The following is a 17,670-nucleotide window of genomic DNA, read 5'->3' on the forward strand; positions in this document are numbered from 1 at the left end:
GGAGAGGTTTATAACTATTTGTCAAAAATTTCGATCATTACATTGTCAGGAATTATTCCCGAATAATCATAAGACTGAACGTTGAGCTGAGTAACTGAACTTACACAGACTACCTTATTATTATAGCTGAACACTTTATAAGGATATCTCTTTGTATTGATTGTCTTGGTTTTTGTGTAAGAATTGATGTTATAAAGCTCAATGGTCTTACTTGTAGTTCCTGCAATAATACTGTTACTATCAAAATCAAAACTTGATAGCTTGGAATTTCCGGAAGGCAGATCATTCTGATAAATCATTTGCGAATTATAGACAGAACCTGAACTTGCCGTAATGATTCTTCCATCAGGAAATGCTTCAAATATCCTGTAATTAAGTGGGTGATCTCCATGATAAGTATCGTCCTGATGACTGATGTAATTACCATTAAGATCAAAATTATAAAGATCCATATCTACAGGTGAAATATTCTGTGTTATGGTATATAATTGCACAGAACTTCCTACAGCTTTTCTCATCCTTCCGCTATTATAATAAAGCTGAGGTGATTGAGAAATGATAGCTTTTGTAGCCCTGCTTGCTGACTTAATCACACTGGAACTGCTATTACTATTTGAAGAACCGTAAAGTATACCGTTATGATATACAGTACTGATGAGCGGCATTCCGAAACTCACCTGAGCTTTCAATGTCAGATCATTTCCATCATAAATATCTACCCAACCATCATTTCTGGGAACATATAGTTCTACACTTCCATTATAGGTTCCAATATCAGAGTAGCCTAAAGTTGCATTTGTGCTGATCTGATGGGTAACAGAGTTTGTATTCACATCATAAATAGCAATTTTCCCATCCGTATCTAATAGGTACAGCTTTCCGGAGTTTTTATCAAATTGGGCATCAAAAGTTTTAAGATTAACCAATTTGATCTCAGGTCTTTCAATTTTTATAATGTTACTTTTAACCTCTTCACCATTAGCCTTAATACCAATAACCTGATATTCTACATAAGGGTTAAATGGTACGGCTGAAGTAAATGTAAACTGATTCGGATAGCTATTACCAATTTCGGATTGTATCCCATTTTGAGAATCACTTCTTACAATTTTATAATGATTATAAGTGGCATCTCCGCTGAGCGTCCATTTTAAGCTTACCGTTTCAGTGGTATCACTGTAAGTTGAAGTTAAATTGATCTTATTTTCAATAACAGGAGGTGTTACTGTGACCACCTCCGTAATATCATCGTTTGAACTGCTGCATGAAAATATTGATAAATAAGCAAATAATAAGGTTATAGTTTTTTTCATAAATTTTAGATTCCGTCAATAATTTCATTTAAAACAGTGCTAGGTCTCATGGCTGCATATGTTTTATACGTATCAGCTTTGTAGTAACCTTCAATGTTCTGAGGTTTACCCTGAGCACCAATTAATTCAGCATTGATTACTTCCTCATTTTCCTGCAGTGCCTGAGCAACAGGAGCAAACTGAGCAGCCAGTTCAGCATCAGCAGTCTGGTTCGCCAACGCTTCAGCCCAATACATTGCCAGATAGAAGTGAGAACCTCTGTTGTCTATCTGACCTACTTTTCTTGCAGGAGATTTATCTGTAGCTAAGAATTTAGCATTAGCTTCATCCAATGCATCAGCTAAAACCTGAGATTTTGTATTCCCTTGAGTTTGTGCAAGATGCTCTAAAGAAGCCTGAAGTGCTAAGAATTCACCCAGAGAATCCCATCTTAGGTATCCTTCTTCCAGGAACTGCTCAATATGTTTTGGAGCAGAACCTCCGGCACCAGTTTCAAATAAACCACCACCATTCATCAATGGAACGATAGAAAGCATTTTTGCAGAAGTACCAAGCTCAAGGATTGGGAAAAGGTCAGTTAAATAATCTCTCAATACGTTTCCGGAAACTGAGATTGTATCTTTACCTTCTCTTGCTCTCTTCAATGTTTCAGTCATAGCGTCTTTTACATCAAGGATTCTGATGTCAAGACCTGTTGTATCGTGATCAGCAAGATATTTTTCTACTTTTTTAATGATTTCTCTGTCGTGAGCTCTTCCTTTGTCTAACCAGAAGATAGCAGGAGTATCAGATAATCTTGATCTGTTTACCGCTAATTTTACCCAGTCCTGGATAGGAGCATCTTTAGTCTGACACATTCTGAAGATATCATCTTTTTCTACTTTCTGAGAAAGAAGAACGTTTCCGGCTTCATCCTGAACTTCTACAGTTCCGTCAGCTGATAATTGGAAAGTTTTATCGTGAGAACCATATTCTTCAGCTTTCTGAGCCATTAAACCTACGTTTGGAACAGATCCCATTGTGGTAGGGTCCAATTTTCCATGCGCTTTCATATCGTCAATCACAGACTGGTAGAAACCTGCATAAGAACGGTCCGGAATGATACAAACGGTATCTTCTTCATTTCCGTCTTTGTTCCACATTTTACCTCCGCCTCTTACAAGAGCAGCCATAGAAGCATCAACGATGATATCTGAAGGCACGTGGAAGTTGGTAATTCCTTTATCAGAGTTTACCATAGCCACTCTAGGTCCTTCAGCAAGAGCTTTTTCAATATCAGCTTTGATGTCAGCTTCCTGAGCATTTCCTTTGATTTTTTCGAAAAGATCAGCAAGACCGTTGTTTGGATTAATATCTAAAGATTTGAATGTCTCAGCATATTTAGTGAATACTTCTTTGAAGAAAGTCTCAACAATAGCCCCGAAAATGATAGGATCAGAGATTTTCATCATCGTTGCTTTAAGGTGAGCAGAAAGAAGTACATTTCTGTTTTTAGCTTCTTCGATAGCCTCCTGAACAAATGCTTTTAAAGCTTTTAAGTTCATAACAGAAGAATCAATTACTTCACCAGCCTGAAGACCTGCGAAGTCTTTTAATACAGATTCGGAACCATCATTACCTTTGAATACGATTCTGTATTTTGTAGCGTTTTCTAACGTTGTAGAAGTTTCTGTACCATAGAAATCACCATTGTTCATGTGAGCTACGTCAGTTTTGCTGTCAGATGCCCAATCACCCATTCTGTGAGGATTAGCTTTTGCATAGTTTTTAACAGCTTTTGGAGCACGTCTGTCAGAGTTTCCTTCTCTTAATACAGGATTTACAGCACTTCCCAATACTTTGGCATATTTAGCTTTAATTGCCTTTTCTTCGTCATTTTTAGGTTCTGCAGGATAGTTTGGAACTGCGAAACCTTTACCTTGTAATTCAGCAATCGCTGCATCCAATTGAGGTACAGAAGCAGAAATGTTCGGTAACTTAATGATGTTGGCTTCAGGTTGTGTTGCCAGTTCTCCAAGTTCTGCCAAAGCATCACCGATCTTTTGGTCGTCTTTTAAAAACTCAGGGAAGTTGGCTAAAATTCTTCCTGCCAAAGAAATATCCGGTACTGCGATTTCGATATCTGCTGATTTTGTAAAAGCTTTTACGATAGGTAAAAACGAGTGAGTAGCCAGCATTGGAGCTTCATCAGTAAGTGTGTAATAGATTTTTGATTTTTCTGACATTATACTGTTATTTTTTATTTGAAATTTTAAGTCCCACAAATTTAGTAAATATCATTGTTTTATTGAAGATATTTCCATAAAAAAAAGAGGCTTTTGAGTCTTTATACTGATATCTGCTTAATTTATGTTCACCTTCCGGTTACATTTATTTTAGAAATAATTTTATAATGTTCAGAGGCTGAACTTTTTGTCGCTGAAATCATGCTTTTTCAAGGCTGCCGTTATAGAATTATTTTGTCTGATAAAACTGATTATCAATAAGATGTTTTTTATTTTCACTTTAAGATTAATTTAACCATAATAAAACCGGAAAAATTTTCTTTTTTGATTACATTTGAAAAAATAAAAAATAAAATATTATGTCAACGACAATCACTTTAAAAGGAAACGAAGTACACACAATAGGAGCATTACCATCAGTAGGAACCACGGTAAAAGATTTTGCATTGGTAGATTCAGGATTAAATGTGAAAACCCTTCAAAATTTTGACGGAAAGAAAAAAGTATTCAATATTTTCCCAAGCATTGATACCCCTACCTGTGCCGCTTCTTCCAGAAAATTCAATGAGGAAGCTTCAAAGCTTGATAATACGGTGATCATCAATGTTTCTAAAGACCTTCCATTTGCATTAGGAAGATTCTGTGCAGCTGAAGGGCTGAATAATGTAGAAACACTTTCAGACTTCAGAAGCAGCTTCGGAGACGATTATGAAGTGACCATTGCGGATTCTCCGATGAAAGGGTTGTTGAGCCGTGCCGTGATCGTTACAGACGAAAACAACAAAGTAGTATATACTGAGCAGGTTCCTGAAATTGCCAATGAACCTAATTACGATGCCGCTCTTGCAGCATTGAAGTAATAAAATAATTTTTGTAGAAAAGCCTTGTGAATGTCATTTTTGCAAGGCTTTTTTAATCAAAAAATTTGAACATGGTAAAAAGAATCGTAGTCAATATTAAAACGAATACTATTTCAAAAGCCAGCCGGTTTTATCAGGAAATTCTGGGACTGGATGTTTTGATGGATCATGGCTGGATTAAAACATTGGGTAATGAGGAAGAAGCCAAAGTTCAGATCAGCTTTGCTGAACAGGGAGGAAATAATACAGAAGTTCCCGACCTGTCCATTGAAGTGGATAATGTGGATGAAATCTATGATAAAATGAAAAAGGCAGGCTTTGAAATCACTTATGAACTTACCCATGAAGAATGGGGAGTACGAAGATTTTTCGTTATAGATCCATTTGATAGGCTAATTAATATACTGTCTCACCAATAAAAACGGTTCTATGGATCCGTATGTTTTACCGTAGTTGATTATTAATAATGATCCGGATCATTAAATTATAAGGTGAATAAAACTTACCTTTACACTTTAATCTTAGAATGAAACGATCAGGAACAGCAGATTTACCTCTTCACTATGGCAAAGTACCGCCATGGCTGTATGAACGCATGTCTGTTCTAGGGCTTTCTATTATTGAAGTCATTCTCATGGATTACGGTAAAGACGAGGTCTTACGCCGTCTGGCAGATCCATTCTGGTTCCAGAGCTTTGGAGCGGTGATGGGAATGGACTGGCATTCTTCGGGGATTACCACTTCCGTTATGGGAGCTTTAAAACGTTCTGTTAACCCGAATTCTCAATCGCTGGGACTTTATATCTGTGGCGGAAAAGGTAAATTTTCCCGCGAAACTCCATCAGAGCTCATTAAAATTGCAGATAAAACCGGATTGAACGGAACAGACCTGGTAAGAGCTAGCAAGCTTTCTGCAAAAGTAGATAATACGGCTATTCAGGATGGCTATCAGTTGTATCTGCACAATTTCATTCTTTCAGACAATGGAAACTGGAGCGTCATTCAGCAGGGAATGCATGAATCCGACGGGACAGCAAGACGTTATCACTGGCACTCGGAAAATATTACCTCTTTTGTAGAACAGCCGCACACAGGAATCAATGGGATTTCAAGAGGAAGAATTCTTAACCTTACCGATACTGAAGCCTCAGAGAACAGGAAAGGAATTCTGGATATTTCCCACACCGATTCTGCGGAAGTGATGAAAGATTTTGCAAGACTGATTCTTCCTGCCCACCATGATGTGCAGGCCTCTGATGTTGATTTGAAACGACTGGGAGCACTTTTATATGTTACCAGAGAGCAGCAGCCACAGAATTTTGAAGACCTGCTGATGCTGGAAGGAGTAGGACCAAGAACCATGCAGTCATTGGCTCTGGTCAGTGAAGTGATTCACGGAGCGCCGTCAAGATTTGCAGACCCGGCAAGGTTTTCCTTTGCTCATGGCGGTAAAGACGGACACCCTTTCCCGGTGCCGATCAATACGTATGATGAAAATATCAGCATCCTTAGAAAAGGGATTGAAAAATCCAAACTTGGCAATTCTGATAAGTTGAATTCTTTAAATAAACTTCATCAGATCATAACAAAAGCAGAAAAAGATTTCACTCCGGATTTTGATATTCAGCAGTTGATTGAAGATGAAAGACAGAATTCCTGGCGTTTTGGCGGAAAAACCGTATTTGGCGATGCCCAGAAACCCAATAGTCCTCCTAAGCCAATACAGCTCTCTCTGTTTTAGATTTTCTATTTTTTTTAAAAAGCTTATGATTACTATCATCGGCCAATAGTCATTCCCATCCTCCGGAGGGGTGGCGAAAATTCAAAGAATTTTTGACGGGGTGGTTTAAATGGCTGTTTAACATTGTAGGTTTTAAAATAATATTTGTTATAGTGTAGTACATGGCTTTTTATAAAGGTGTTACATTCTTTGTTTAATGTTTCTTGCTCTTAATTCAATTAAAAATTTTACTTTTAAAGACTTAAAAAAATTGACACCAATGACCAATAAAGCCTTAGAAATCTGCTATGATTTCCCTTTCTTTTTCCCCGAAGAGCTTGCTGAAATATTTCAGGCTCATGAAAAAAAATCTTTCCAGAAAGGCGATTTCATTCTTGAGGAAGGAAAAACGGCCAATGAATATTATATTCTTGAAAGCGGATTGGCGCGTTCCTATGTGAATGATTTCAATGGAAATGAAGTAACCACCCATTTTTTTGTAGAAAATGAAGTCATTATTGAGGTTTTGTCAATGTTTCAGCGGGTTCCGTCTCAGGAAAATATTGTTTGTATTACCGACTGCGAGTGCTGGAGGCTGGATTATGATACCTTCCAGGAGTTGTTCCATAAAATCCCCAACCTCAGGGAATGGGGAAGATCGTGGATGTCTCAGGAGCTTTTTGCCTACAAACAAAGATCTGTAGAAATGTTTACCCTTTCTGCCACCAGAAGATACCTTAATCTGCTGGAGCAGAAATCTAAAGTCGTACAATGGGCACCCTTGAAACAAATTGCTTCCTATCTTGGAGTTACAGACACTTCTCTCAGCCGCATCCGTAAAGAAATCGTTTCCCACCCTAAGAAAAATTAAATCTTGCCTTATGACAAGTAGATTTTCATTGCACCTCGGTAATTTTGGATTACAATTTAACACTAAAATTACAAAAAATGAAAGTCAATCAAATTTATGTGAACCTTCCGGTAAAAGATGTACAGAAAACCAAAGAATTCTGGACTAAGGTAGGTTTTTCTATCAATGAACAATTCTCTGATGATAAAGCAACCTGCGTTGTTTTGAATGATACCATCTATGTGATGTTTCTGCAGGAAGATTATTTTATGACCTTCACCAATAAACCGGTGGCCAAAGAAAATACCAGTCAGGTTCTTGTAGCGGTAGGTTTGAACAGCCGTGAAGAAGTAGATAAAATAGTAAACACTGCTGTAGAGAACGGAGCACGGCAGCATGAAGAGCCTCAGGATTACGGATGGATGTATCAGAACTCCTTCTGGGATCCGGATGGGCATGGCTGGAATATTACTTTTGCAGATATGTCTCAAATGCCTGCTGAATAAATTAATCCAAATAAAAAATAAATCTTGCCATAGGGCAAGCACATTCTTACCGAATCCCGGTAATTTTGGATAACAATCACCACTAAAATTTACAAAATGAATATTACAGATATTTACGTCAATTTACCTGTAAAAGACGTTCAAAAAACCAGAGAATTCTGGACGAAGCTTGGCTTTTCTATTAATGAACAGTTTTCAGATGAGAAAGCAATATGCGTAGTCATGAAAGAAAATCATATCTACACCATGTTTCTTAAAGAAGAATTTTTCCAAACCTTTACCAACAGGCCTTTTGCGAAAGGAGATACTACTCAGGTACTTCTTGCTATCGGAGTCAACAGCCGGGAAGAAGTAGACGGTATGGTAAAAACAGCGATCGAAAACGGAGGGTCAAAATACAGTGAGCCTGTAGATTACGGATGGATGTATCAAAGCAGTTTTGCTGATATCAACGGCCATCAGTGGGAAGTTGTGCATGGTGATGCCTCTCAGATCCCTGCAGAATAATCCATAACACCACAAAATATATCATATGGAAACACAATCAAACGATATAGAAATCATAAAAAATCAGGTAACCAGTAACTATTTTGTGATTACGATGAATATCGATGGTATTACCCATGAAGAATCTGTGATTTTTCCCAATGGTGAAGCCAATTGTATGAACTGGATCCTTGGACATTTAATTTACATCAGAAATCCATTACTGAATATTTTAGGAGAAGAATCTGTCTGGGATAGTGAAAAATTTTCTTTCTATAACAGGGGTGAAATTGCTTTAGATCATCAAGATAAATTGATTGGTTTCGAAGATTTAAAATCCTATCTTAAACAATCCCAGGACAAACTGGAAGCAAAGCTCAGCACGCTTGAGAGTTTTAAACCTGAAATGGTTAAAGATATATCAACCTTAAGCCTTCATGAAATCTATCACAGCGGGTAGCTGGGTTACCTCCGCAGAATTTTAGGAAAACCGGGTGCTATAAAATAGCATGCTATTTTTAGACTCCTTACTTCGCTTAAATATTAGTATTATCTTTTAAGGTGAGTACAATTTTATCGAAGATAAAATCCTCGCGCCTTAAAAAACGCATGGTTTGTAAAACTCTTAGCGCCTTTGCGTTTCTCCAACCTACTAACCTCTAATTTCTAACTTCTAATCTCTGATTAAAAATGAACACACCAAAATCAAAAAAAATGGAGCTCGTTATTCCGGCTTACAGAATGCATTCCCAAAGCTTTATAAATGTTTTGGACGGCATTTCGGAAGAAGATGCCTTGAAAAGAATTGAAAATAAAACCAATCATATCGTATGGATGGCAGGAAACTTTGTCAATATGCGCTACGGATTAGGTTCAGTACTTGGACTTCAGGGAGAAGACCCATACAATGATTTGTTTTTCCAGGGAAAAGCACTGGATGAAAGTTTTAAATATCCAACCCTTGCTGAACTGAAAGAAAACTTTCATACAATTTCATCCAAAGTCTTTCAAAAACTTCAGGAAGTAACCGATGAAGAGCTGGATGAAATATTTGAAATAGGAATGAACATCCCTTTCATTAAAGAAACAAAACTCAATTTTGTAGGAATGTGCATCGGCCGTGAAGACTATCTCTGCGGGCAGATAGGTCTCATGCGCAGAATTTTGGATTACCCGGGAATGAAATATGATGTGGACGAAAATCTTAAGTATTAACAATGAATCCAGTAGAAAAAGGCTATAAAAAAGTCAACGGAATCCAATTATACTATGAAATCTACGGATCGGGAAAGCCTGTGGTTTTAATTCATGGTGGAGGCTCTTCTATTCTTTATGATTTTAAAGAAGTCATCGCAAGGCTTGAAGGTAAATTCCAGCTGATAGGAATCGATTTACAAAATCATGGCAGAAGTGAGCACCGCGATATTCCGGAAACCTTTGAGCAGGACGCAGACGATGTTGCAGAACTTTTGGCTGAACTCAACATTGAAAAAGCTTCATTCTGGGGATTCAGTAATGGAGGAAGTACGGTGATGCAGATTGGCCACCGACATCCGGGCATTGTTGAAAAACTGGTTGTTGCCTCCGCTTTCTACAAAAGAAGTGGAATGATAGACGGTTTTTTTGAAGGAATGCAGGAAGCAACTTTTGAATCAATGCCGGAACCCTTTAAAATTAATTTCTTAAGCCTCAATCCTGATTTTTCAAAGCTTGAAAACCTTTTTGAGAAAGATTGTACAAGGATGCAGACTTTTCAGGACTGGAATGATGAAGTGCTGAGGTCCATCAAATCACCTGCATTATTTATCAGCGGCGATCAGGATGTGATGAAGCCGGAACATACTGCCGAAATGTGGCGGTTGGTGAAAGGCTCCCGGTTATTGATACTTCCCGCAACTCATGGTACTTATATGATGCCGGATTTTGATGGAAGTATTGATACCAACTTAATCGACTTTACCGTCAGGGAAGTAGAAAAATTTTTAAACCATTAAGCGTTTTTTTTATTCATAGTAAATTAATTAATCCTTAATGGATCAACAGTAGAAACAATATTTTATAATAATAACTTTAAAATTAAAAATCATGGCTAAGTTAAATCCGTATCTGAATTTTGATGGAACAGCTGAAGAAGCGTTCAATTTTTACAAAAGTGTTTTCGGTGGTGAATTCGTTGGTGGAATTCATAAAATGGGCAATGCTCCTGGTACCGAAAACCTGTCAGAAGAAGAAAAAAACAGGGTAATGCACATCGCTTTGCCTGTGGGAGGAGATCTGTTAATGGCCTCCGATATTGTACCGGCATTCGGGCAGACTCTTACCGTAGGAAATAATAATTATGTGTCTATTTTCCCTGATTCAAAAAGCGAAGCAGACAGGATTTTTAAAGAACTTTCTGATGGCGGAAACGTGGAAATGCCTATTGAAGATCAGTTCTGGGGAGACTACTTCGGATGTTTTCAGGATAAGTATGGTGTTCATTGGATGGTGAACTATAATGAAGAATCTGCAAAATAATCTTATATTTAACTAATGATAATAAAGAGATGCTCATTTTTGGGCAGCTCTTTATTTAAACTTTTAAAAATATAGAACTATGGATCCAATTAAAATAGACATCACAATTTTAGCACCGGTGGAGAAGGTTTGGAATTATTTCAATGAACCCAAACACATTACGAAATGGAATTTCGCCCACGAAACCTGGCACTGTCCTAGTTCTGAAAATAACCTTGTCGTAGGAGGCAAATTCAAAAACAGAATGGAAGCGAAAGACAAAAGCTTCGGATTTGATTTTGAAGGCGTATATGATGAAATAATTCCTCATGAGATCATTAAGTATCACCTGGAGGACGGACGAAAAGTGGAAGTTGTTTTCGATAAAATAGATGAGAATACAACAAAAGTGATTGAAATTTTCGATCCGGAAAAACAAAATTCTGTGGAAATGCAGCGGGATGGCTGGTATGCTATTCTCAACAACTTCCACAAATATGTTGAGAATCATTAACAATATTTTTTTGTAGCCATGATCAATTTAGTTATCATGTCAAAGAGTTTAAACTCTATTTATTCTTTTAATTACGACTCTGAAGAAGAATTCCTTCACGGAGTTATTGCAATACCGGCAAGAAGAGCCTTAGAAAAAGAAAAAATAAATTCTTTGGAAAAACTTTCAGATTATTCCGAAAAAGAAATCATGCAACTTCATGGTTTCGGTAAAAATGCGATGATGAAACTGAAGAATTACATGAAAGAAAATCAGGTCTGCTTTAAAGAAGCATAATATATACAACAGGAAAATTTTGTAGTGTCATTGCGTTAAAAACGAAAGTATATTGTTTAAATGCAAAGACATAAGATTTCTTTTGCTGTTGTACAGAGAATAAAAAATATAGTACCACTGTTAAAAATTAAAATTATGAATAACGATATTTTCCCATGTCTCTGGTATGATGGAGACGCCAAGCAGTCTGCAGAATTTTATTGTAAAGTTTTTGGAGGCGAAATCACAGCAGATACTCCTGTTGTCATGAATATTGATTTGTTTGGACAAAGAATCATGCTTCTGAATGGAGGCCCTCAATTCAAAAAAAATGCTTCCATCTCTTTTATGGTCATCTGTGAAACAGAAGATGAGGTTCAAAAATACTGGGATCATCTGCTGGATGGCGGAATAGCTTTGATGGAACTGGGATCTTACTCATGGAGTCCGAAATACGGATGGGTTCAGGATAAATACGGTGTAACATGGCAGTTGTTTCTGGGAGAAAAAGCAAGTGATCAGAAAATAATTCCTACTTTGATGTTTATCCATGCGAACAACGGCAAAGCCAAAGAAGCAATGGAACTTTACACGAAAACTTTTCCCAATTCAAGCATAGGAAATATATTGACCTACGGAGCAGGGAGCGAAGGACATGACATTCCGGAACCGGCAGAAAATGTTCAGCATGCTCATTTTACAATCGATAATTACAGCGTATTCTGTATGGATAATTCCTATGATCACCCGTTTGACTTTAATGAAGGAATATCTTTAGTTGTGATGACTGATGACCAGGAGCAAACGGACAGATATTGGAATGCCTTTACAGCCGATGGCGGCAGAGAAAGTATGTGTGGCTGGCTGAAAGATAAATACGGACTGAGCTGGCAGATTGTTCCTAAAAGACTCATCCAGCTGATGAATGATTCTAACCAGGAAAAAGCCTATAAAGTTGTTCAGGCGATGATGAAAATGCAGAAAATTATTATTCAGGATCTGGAAGATGCTTATAATTCTTAAATATTTTCGGCGTATTGTTTGATGTGATTTAGAAAAAAGATTTGCATATGAAAACACAGAACAAATCAGACTCTAAGTCAAAAGTCCCTAAAGAAGGGGTGTTTCCGGAAATTATCCGGAACGATTATCAGGGAAGCCGGAAGCTGCAGGGTAAAAAAGCGGTTATTTCCGGAGGAGACAGCGGCATAGGACAGGCGGTGGCCGTTCATTTTGCCCGGGAAGGAGCAGATGTCGCCATTATCTATAAAGAAAGTGACGATGATGCCAGAGAAACCCAGAAACTGGTTGAGAAAGAAGGACAGAATTGTCTTCTGATCAAAGGTGACCTGACGCGGAAAACTTTCAGAACCAAATGCGCAGATAAGATTAAAACAGAATGGAAGAATATTGATATTCTTGTTAATAATGCAGGAATTCATACCTCAAAAAGCAGTCTCGAAAAAATTTCTGATGAACAGATTCAGGAAACATTTGATACCAATATCATTTCCATGATTTCGTTCACCAGAAATTTTCTTCCGATGATACCCAAAGGAGGACGGATTATTTGTACAACCTCTGTTACAGCGTACCGCGGAAGTGACCACTTATTAGATTATGCGGCAACAAAAGGTGCTGTTTTGTCCTTTATCCGGTCTCTGGCCGATAATCTTGCAGAAAAAGAAATCCTGGTAAACGGAATTGCACCAGGACCTATATGGACGCCATTGGTGAAAGAAGCTTTTGATGATCTTTCCACCTTTGGAAAAGACACTCCGCTGAAACGTGCGGGACAACCTTCTGAAGTAGCACCAGCTTATGTTTTTCTTGCCTCAAAGGATGCAAGTTATATTACAGGAGAAATTATTCATATCAATGGTGGTGATTTTGTCGGAGGATAGAATGAGAAGCCAGAGGCCAGAAGCTAGAGGCTAGAAGTTAGAAGCGGTCCCAAAATAACACTCTTACTCTCTGACTTTCAAACTCAACCACGAACACAGTCACCTGCAACCTAATATCCACCACCTAATCCTTTAAAAAATATATGGAAAAATTATCATACGAAATAGAAATCAATGCCGAACCCGAAAAAGTATGGAGTGTCCTTTGGGGTGATATTACCTACAGACAATGGACAACAGCATTTACAGAAGGTTCTTTTTATGAAGGAACGCTTGAAGAAAATAATATTGTCAAATTTCTTGATCCGAAAAACAACGGAATGTACAGCAGGGTGGAAAAAATGATTCCCAACGAGGAAATAAAATTTTTGCACCTTGGAGAAATTTATGAAGGCATTGAAGTTCCTCAGGACTGGGGAGAAGCTACAGAGGCTTACTTTCTTGAGGAGAATGAAGAAGGCACTTTACTGAAAACAGAAATTCAGACACCGCCAGAATTTAAAGAATTTTTTGAAGAGAAGTTTCCAAAGGCGATGTCACTCGTTAAACATCTTTCAGAAAATCAGCTGTAAATAATTGAGTTAGAATTAAAGAAAAATCTGCGAGCTCTGAGATTGCTTCGCTTTGCCCGCAATGACCACCTAAAAAAATAAAAAATGGAAACCTTATCATACGAAACAGTAATTGATGCGCCTATGCAGAAAGTGTGGGACATCCTATGGAATCCTGAAACATATAGTGAATGGACTAAGTATTTCGGAGCAGGGTCTGTTATAAAATCCGACTGGAAAGTAGGAGGGAAAACCTATTTCCTGAATGCACAGGGAGAAGGAATGGTTTCAACCATAGACAGCATGGACGAGCCCAATCATATTGTGTTCAAACATCTTGGAATGGTAGATAAAGAGGGGCATGAAGATACCCAAAGCAAAGAAGTCATGGAGTGGAACGGGAGTTTTGAGAAGTATTTTCTGATAGACTTTGACGGAAAAACAAAACTTCATGCAGAAGTTCAGGTAGAAAAACAGTGGCAGGATCATATGAATACAGGCTTCACAAAAGGATTGATGGTTGTCAAAAGTCTTGCGGAAGGAGTGAGCCTTGGTTCAGTGTAAAGAAATTCAACGTTTAAAGTTTAAAGTTTAATGTTTAGAGTTGGTATCTTATCCTGAATACTGCTACCTGCCACCTAAAACCTACTGCTTAAAAATGAAATTACTTGTAATACTTTTCGCAACATTTATTCTGGCTTTGCTGGGGACTTTTTTGTTTCAGGGAAAGCCGGATTTTATATTTTCAGGAAACCTGGGAATGGCTGTTTTCATCCTATTTACAGGTTTCTCTCATTTTAAATTTCAAAAGGGAATGGCGATGATGATCCCTGATTTTATCCCTGCCCGAATGTTTTGGGTATATTGTACAGGAGTTCTGGAGATTGCGGCAGGAATCGGGCTTATGATTCCGGCCATCCGTGAGATAACAGCAATTTTACTCATTATTTTCTATGTATTGGTTTTTATAGCCAATATCAATTCTTCCAGAAAAAAGATTAATATTTTTAAAGCCGATTACACAGGGCCGGGAATGAAATATCTTTATACTCAAAGGATTCCCATGCAGATTATTCTGATCGTCTGGACCTGGTATTTCGGAATTTATTTACATTAAAAAAGACAGTCTGTAAAGGCTGTCTTTTTTATATAATCGGGATTTTTTTAATTAAATGAGATGAAAATGTAACATTTTATAGGTGTAAAGAGTCTTATTGTAGAAAAGCATAAGTTTTTATTAATCTAAAAATGAAATGCCTATATAACTTTAACCTTTAAAACAGAAGTTATGAATCTAAATCACAACATTTTCGGTACAGCCCTTATTGTACTATCCACCATTATGACCAACGCACAGAGTTCTACTGCCAAACTGCCGGGAGATCCTACTTTGCCATCTTCCAAGGCTAATCTTGAAAAGCTTATTTCTTACGATAAAGGAAACTTTACATATAAAGTTGAAGATTACTTTGCAAGACCAAAAGCCTCAGCATTTAAAATCTCTCCGGACGGGAAATATCTTTCCTATAAAGAAAAAGATCAGGAGAAAAAAAATCATGTTTATGTAAAAGATCTTAGCACCGGAAAAATTACCAAAGCTATTGTAGAAAAAGATGATCTGATAAGAAACTATGGCTGGCTGAACAAAAAACGCCTTTTCTATACACAAGATAGGGGCGGAAATGAAAATATCCACCTGTATGCTACCGATACAGACGGAGGGAATCAAAAGGATCTGACACCTTTTGACGGAGTAAAAGTGCAGGGTATTATTCCTCTAAAAGATACTGATTTTGTTGTGGTTACCATGAATAAAAACAACAAGCAGATTTTTGAGCCTTTTAAAATCAATTTCATTACCGGGGAAATGACCCAGCTGTACGAAAATAAAGATGTCAACAGCCCTATCGACGATTATCTTTTTGATAAAGACGGAAATCTTAGAGGTTATAGCGTCCTTGAAAACGGATTAACCACCAAAACCTATTATAAAGATCTGCAGACCGGGAAATTCAATCTGATTAAATCTGCAGACTGGTCTGATACCTTCAGTATTATAGAGTTTAATGAAAATTCTAAAAATAAAGATGAAGCGTATGTAGTAACCAATCTGGATAGCGATAAAGCGAGAATCGTCCTGTATGATCTGAAGAAGAATGCAGTGATTAAAGAGGTTTATTCCAATCCTGTATATGATGTAAGCTCAATAAGCACAGCGGGTAAAAACAGGAACTATGAGCTTGATTATATCAGCTATGAAGGAACCAAGGGAGAAACGGTTCCGGTGAGTAAATTCTATAAGGAAATACATGATAAGTTAAAATCTCAGTTTGGAGACAAGGAATTTGGAATTGCTTCTTCTGATGATAATAATGATAAACTTCTGGTTGTTGTAGGAAGTGATAAGCTGTATGGAACCTATTATGAATACGACACCAAAACCAAGCAGACCAAACTTCTGTACAACCTGATGCCACAGCTGAAGGAAGAAGACATGGCTGAAATGAGACCTATTGAATTTAAAAGCAGGGACGGGTTGACAATCCATGGATATATTACCCTGCCTAAAGCAGCATTGGAAGGTAAAAAAGTTCCTTTGATTGTAAATCCTCACGGCGGCCCTCAGGGAATCAGGGATAGTTGGGGATTTAATCCGGAAACACAGCTGTTTGCCAGCAGAGGTTATGCAACCCTTCAGGTGAACTTCAGAATCTCCGGCGGATACGGAAAATCATTCCAGAAAGCGGGTTATAAGCAGATCGGAAGAAAAGCGATGGATGATGTGGAAGATGGTGTAAAATATGCCATTGAACAAGGATGGGTAGATAAAGATAAGGTTGCTATTTACGGAGGAAGCCACGGTGGATATGCAACATTGATGGGATTGATCAAAACTCCTGATTTATATGCTTGTGGAGTGGATTATGTAGGGGTATCCAACATCTTTACTTTCTTTGATTCTTTCCCGGAATACTGGAAACCATATAAAGAAATGGTAAAACAGATCTGGTACGATCTTGATAATCCTGAGGAAGCTAAAATTGCTAAAGAAGTATCTCCTGTGTTTCAGATTGATAAGATTAAGAAACCTTTATTCGTAGTACAGGGAGCTAATGACCCTAGAGTTAACATCAATGAATCTGATCAGATTGTAAAAGCAATGCGTGCCAAAGGATTTGAAGTTCCTTATCTGGTAAAATACGATGAAGGACACGGATTTGGAAAAGAGCCGAACAGAATTGAGCTTTATAAATCGATGCTGGGATTCTTTGCAGAAAATTTTAATAAATAAACTATTAATTAAATACTATTTGAACGGAGGACTTAGGTCTTCCGTTTTTTTTTATCATAAAGTCATTGCGAGCAAAGCGAGGTAATCTCATTAGGCTTTAATAGGTTGGATAACCGCAAAGACGCTAAGCTTTTTAATCTTTATATTGTTTTTAAGGCGCAAGAAAATCAATGATTTTCAGCAAACGATAATCATTGATTATTTTGCAAATCAAGGGTAGTTAAACAGTTTTTCATCGGTATTTGCATAATTAATAAGATGCGTTATTATTAATACGGAGCTTGGATTTCTCGCTTCGCCCGGAATGACAAATATTTCTTTGAAATATCCGTTTCATTTTTAAAGCCGTACAATTTTTATCGGAGATAAAATCTTTGCGCTTTAAAACATATCGTTGTTAAACCTTTTGCGTCTTTGCGTTTTCCAACAAGAAAATAACATTACTGTGCAATCTTATCATTCATCAATTACCAATTATCACTCATCAACTTAGCCCCGATAGCAGCGGTTACCCCGGAACATGAGTGGGAGAGTCGGAGGGTAAGAGATGGGGGAATTTGGCGTGAGGAGTATGAGCGGATAGCGGGAAAAAGCTTCTGAAAAAATAGTTTATGCCTAAGTTGCTGAAAATTTATGAGATAAAAACACGATGGATAAAAGAAAAATTGAATTGTAAGAAAAATATTTTAAATTTATTA

The 17,670-nt window shown here is 37.4% G+C and carries 20 protein-coding genes; 18 read left to right on the forward strand and 2 right to left on the reverse strand.

From position 1 onward, the window contains the following. Positions 1-14 precede the first annotated feature (14 nt). Positions 15-1,313, reverse strand: coding sequence for a hypothetical protein (locus tag AC5YGI_RS17590; RefSeq protein WP_330746845.1), 1,299 nt, complete (start codon positions 1,311-1,313; stop codon positions 15-17). A gap of 5 nt (positions 1,314-1,318) precedes the next feature. Then, positions 1,319-3,538, reverse strand: a complete 2,220-nt coding sequence (locus tag AC5YGI_RS17595; RefSeq protein ID WP_330746844.1) for an NADP-dependent isocitrate dehydrogenase — start codon at positions 3,536-3,538, stop codon at positions 1,319-1,321. Between the two features lie 359 nt (positions 3,539-3,897). Between AC5YGI_RS17595 and tpx the strand changes: the two genes are divergently transcribed. The 18 genes from tpx to AC5YGI_RS17685 all read left to right on the forward strand — a co-directional run bounded on the left by tpx (position 3,898) and on the right by AC5YGI_RS17685 (position 16,972). Continuing rightward, positions 3,898-4,398, forward strand: a complete 501-nt coding sequence (tpx, locus tag AC5YGI_RS17600; RefSeq protein WP_062675275.1) for a thiol peroxidase — start codon at positions 3,898-3,900, stop codon at positions 4,396-4,398. A 71-nt stretch (positions 4,399-4,469) separates the two neighbouring features. After that, on the forward strand, positions 4,470-4,817 hold the full coding sequence (locus tag AC5YGI_RS17605; RefSeq protein WP_330746843.1) for a VOC family protein: 348 nt from the start codon (positions 4,470-4,472) through the stop codon (positions 4,815-4,817). 107 nt (positions 4,818-4,924) lie between these two features. After that, on the forward strand, positions 4,925-6,139 hold the full coding sequence (locus AC5YGI_RS17610; RefSeq protein WP_496169084.1) for a DUF763 domain-containing protein: 1,215 nt from the start codon (positions 4,925-4,927) through the stop codon (positions 6,137-6,139). Between the two features lie 259 nt (positions 6,140-6,398). Continuing rightward, positions 6,399-6,989, forward strand: a complete 591-nt coding sequence (locus AC5YGI_RS17615; protein ID WP_454511169.1) for a Crp/Fnr family transcriptional regulator — start codon at positions 6,399-6,401, stop codon at positions 6,987-6,989. A 77-nt stretch (positions 6,990-7,066) separates the two neighbouring features. Beyond that, positions 7,067-7,474: a VOC family protein gene (locus AC5YGI_RS17620; protein ID WP_202838588.1), complete on the forward strand. Its 408-nt coding sequence runs from the start codon at positions 7,067-7,069 to the stop codon at positions 7,472-7,474. A 96-nt stretch (positions 7,475-7,570) separates the two neighbouring features. Next, on the forward strand, positions 7,571-7,981 hold the full coding sequence (locus AC5YGI_RS17625; RefSeq protein ID WP_137906013.1) for a VOC family protein: 411 nt from the start codon (positions 7,571-7,573) through the stop codon (positions 7,979-7,981). Between the two features lie 25 nt (positions 7,982-8,006). After that, on the forward strand, positions 8,007-8,420 hold the full coding sequence (locus tag AC5YGI_RS17630) for a hypothetical protein (RefSeq protein WP_496169087.1): 414 nt from the start codon (positions 8,007-8,009) through the stop codon (positions 8,418-8,420). 254 nt (positions 8,421-8,674) lie between these two features. Further along, positions 8,675-9,175, forward strand: coding sequence for a DinB family protein (locus AC5YGI_RS17635; protein WP_330746838.1), 501 nt, complete (start codon positions 8,675-8,677; stop codon positions 9,173-9,175). A gap of 2 nt (positions 9,176-9,177) precedes the next feature. Next, positions 9,178-9,954, forward strand: coding sequence for an alpha/beta fold hydrolase (locus AC5YGI_RS17640; protein WP_496169088.1), 777 nt, complete (start codon positions 9,178-9,180; stop codon positions 9,952-9,954). A gap of 91 nt (positions 9,955-10,045) precedes the next feature. Continuing rightward, complete coding sequence (locus tag AC5YGI_RS17645) at positions 10,046-10,477, forward strand: VOC family protein (RefSeq protein WP_062675266.1); 432 nt, start codon at positions 10,046-10,048, stop codon at positions 10,475-10,477. A gap of 79 nt (positions 10,478-10,556) precedes the next feature. Then, positions 10,557-10,970, forward strand: a complete 414-nt coding sequence (locus AC5YGI_RS17650; protein ID WP_110010389.1) for an SRPBCC family protein — start codon at positions 10,557-10,559, stop codon at positions 10,968-10,970. 36 nt (positions 10,971-11,006) lie between these two features. Continuing rightward, positions 11,007-11,246 (forward strand): helix-hairpin-helix domain-containing protein, encoded by a 240-nt coding sequence (locus tag AC5YGI_RS17655; protein WP_330746836.1) that lies wholly within the window; start codon positions 11,007-11,009, stop codon positions 11,244-11,246. A 135-nt stretch (positions 11,247-11,381) separates the two neighbouring features. Next, on the forward strand, positions 11,382-12,248 hold the full coding sequence (locus AC5YGI_RS17660; RefSeq protein ID WP_330746835.1) for a VOC family protein: 867 nt from the start codon (positions 11,382-11,384) through the stop codon (positions 12,246-12,248). A gap of 47 nt (positions 12,249-12,295) precedes the next feature. Then, positions 12,296-13,129, forward strand: coding sequence for an SDR family oxidoreductase (locus tag AC5YGI_RS17665; protein WP_454511174.1), 834 nt, complete (start codon positions 12,296-12,298; stop codon positions 13,127-13,129). 143 nt (positions 13,130-13,272) lie between these two features. Beyond that, positions 13,273-13,701 (forward strand): SRPBCC domain-containing protein, encoded by a 429-nt coding sequence (locus AC5YGI_RS17670; RefSeq protein ID WP_330746833.1) that lies wholly within the window; start codon positions 13,273-13,275, stop codon positions 13,699-13,701. An 84-nt stretch (positions 13,702-13,785) separates the two neighbouring features. Then, entirely contained in the window at positions 13,786-14,244 is a 459-nt protein-coding gene (locus AC5YGI_RS17675) for an SRPBCC family protein (protein WP_496169089.1), read from the forward strand. A gap of 94 nt (positions 14,245-14,338) precedes the next feature. Continuing rightward, positions 14,339-14,797, forward strand: a complete 459-nt coding sequence (locus AC5YGI_RS17680; protein WP_330746832.1) for a DoxX family protein — start codon at positions 14,339-14,341, stop codon at positions 14,795-14,797. Between the two features lie 171 nt (positions 14,798-14,968). Then, the gene (locus AC5YGI_RS17685) at positions 14,969-16,972 is read left to right on the forward strand and encodes a S9 family peptidase (RefSeq protein ID WP_330746831.1); all 2,004 of its coding nucleotides are present in this window, start codon (positions 14,969-14,971) and stop codon (positions 16,970-16,972) included. The last annotated feature ends 698 nt before the right edge of the window (positions 16,973-17,670 follow it).

It is taken from the genome of Chryseobacterium sp. CS3K3.1, from assembly GCF_059515165.1.

Bases quoted from the DNA above. Each gene is read 5' to 3' on its own strand.
- AC5YGI_RS17590 (WP_330746845.1), bottom strand. From the start codon at position 1,313: ATGAAAAAAACTATAACCTTATTATTTGCTTATTTATCAATATTTTCA.
- AC5YGI_RS17595 (WP_330746844.1), bottom strand. From the start codon at position 3,538: ATGTCAGAAAAATCAAAAATCTATTACACACTTACTGATGAAGCTCCA.
- tpx (WP_062675275.1), top strand. From the start codon at position 3,898: ATGTCAACGACAATCACTTTAAAAGGAAACGAAGTACACACAATAGGA.
- AC5YGI_RS17605 (WP_330746843.1), top strand. From the start codon at position 4,470: ATGGTAAAAAGAATCGTAGTCAATATTAAAACGAATACTATTTCAAAA.
- AC5YGI_RS17610 (WP_496169084.1), top strand. From the start codon at position 4,925: ATGAAACGATCAGGAACAGCAGATTTACCTCTTCACTATGGCAAAGTA.
- AC5YGI_RS17615 (WP_454511169.1), top strand. From the start codon at position 6,399: ATGACCAATAAAGCCTTAGAAATCTGCTATGATTTCCCTTTCTTTTTC.
- AC5YGI_RS17620 (WP_202838588.1), top strand. From the start codon at position 7,067: ATGAAAGTCAATCAAATTTATGTGAACCTTCCGGTAAAAGATGTACAG.
- AC5YGI_RS17625 (WP_137906013.1), top strand. From the start codon at position 7,571: ATGAATATTACAGATATTTACGTCAATTTACCTGTAAAAGACGTTCAA.
- AC5YGI_RS17630 (WP_496169087.1), top strand. From the start codon at position 8,007: ATGGAAACACAATCAAACGATATAGAAATCATAAAAAATCAGGTAACC.
- AC5YGI_RS17635 (WP_330746838.1), top strand. From the start codon at position 8,675: ATGGAGCTCGTTATTCCGGCTTACAGAATGCATTCCCAAAGCTTTATA.
- AC5YGI_RS17640 (WP_496169088.1), top strand. From the start codon at position 9,178: ATGAATCCAGTAGAAAAAGGCTATAAAAAAGTCAACGGAATCCAATTA.
- AC5YGI_RS17645 (WP_062675266.1), top strand. From the start codon at position 10,046: ATGGCTAAGTTAAATCCGTATCTGAATTTTGATGGAACAGCTGAAGAA.
- AC5YGI_RS17650 (WP_110010389.1), top strand. From the start codon at position 10,557: ATGGATCCAATTAAAATAGACATCACAATTTTAGCACCGGTGGAGAAG.
- AC5YGI_RS17655 (WP_330746836.1), top strand. From the start codon at position 11,007: ATGTCAAAGAGTTTAAACTCTATTTATTCTTTTAATTACGACTCTGAA.
- AC5YGI_RS17660 (WP_330746835.1), top strand. From the start codon at position 11,382: ATGAATAACGATATTTTCCCATGTCTCTGGTATGATGGAGACGCCAAG.
- AC5YGI_RS17665 (WP_454511174.1), top strand. From the start codon at position 12,296: ATGAAAACACAGAACAAATCAGACTCTAAGTCAAAAGTCCCTAAAGAA.
- AC5YGI_RS17670 (WP_330746833.1), top strand. From the start codon at position 13,273: ATGGAAAAATTATCATACGAAATAGAAATCAATGCCGAACCCGAAAAA.
- AC5YGI_RS17675 (WP_496169089.1), top strand. From the start codon at position 13,786: ATGGAAACCTTATCATACGAAACAGTAATTGATGCGCCTATGCAGAAA.
- AC5YGI_RS17680 (WP_330746832.1), top strand. From the start codon at position 14,339: ATGAAATTACTTGTAATACTTTTCGCAACATTTATTCTGGCTTTGCTG.
- AC5YGI_RS17685 (WP_330746831.1), top strand. From the start codon at position 14,969: ATGAATCTAAATCACAACATTTTCGGTACAGCCCTTATTGTACTATCC.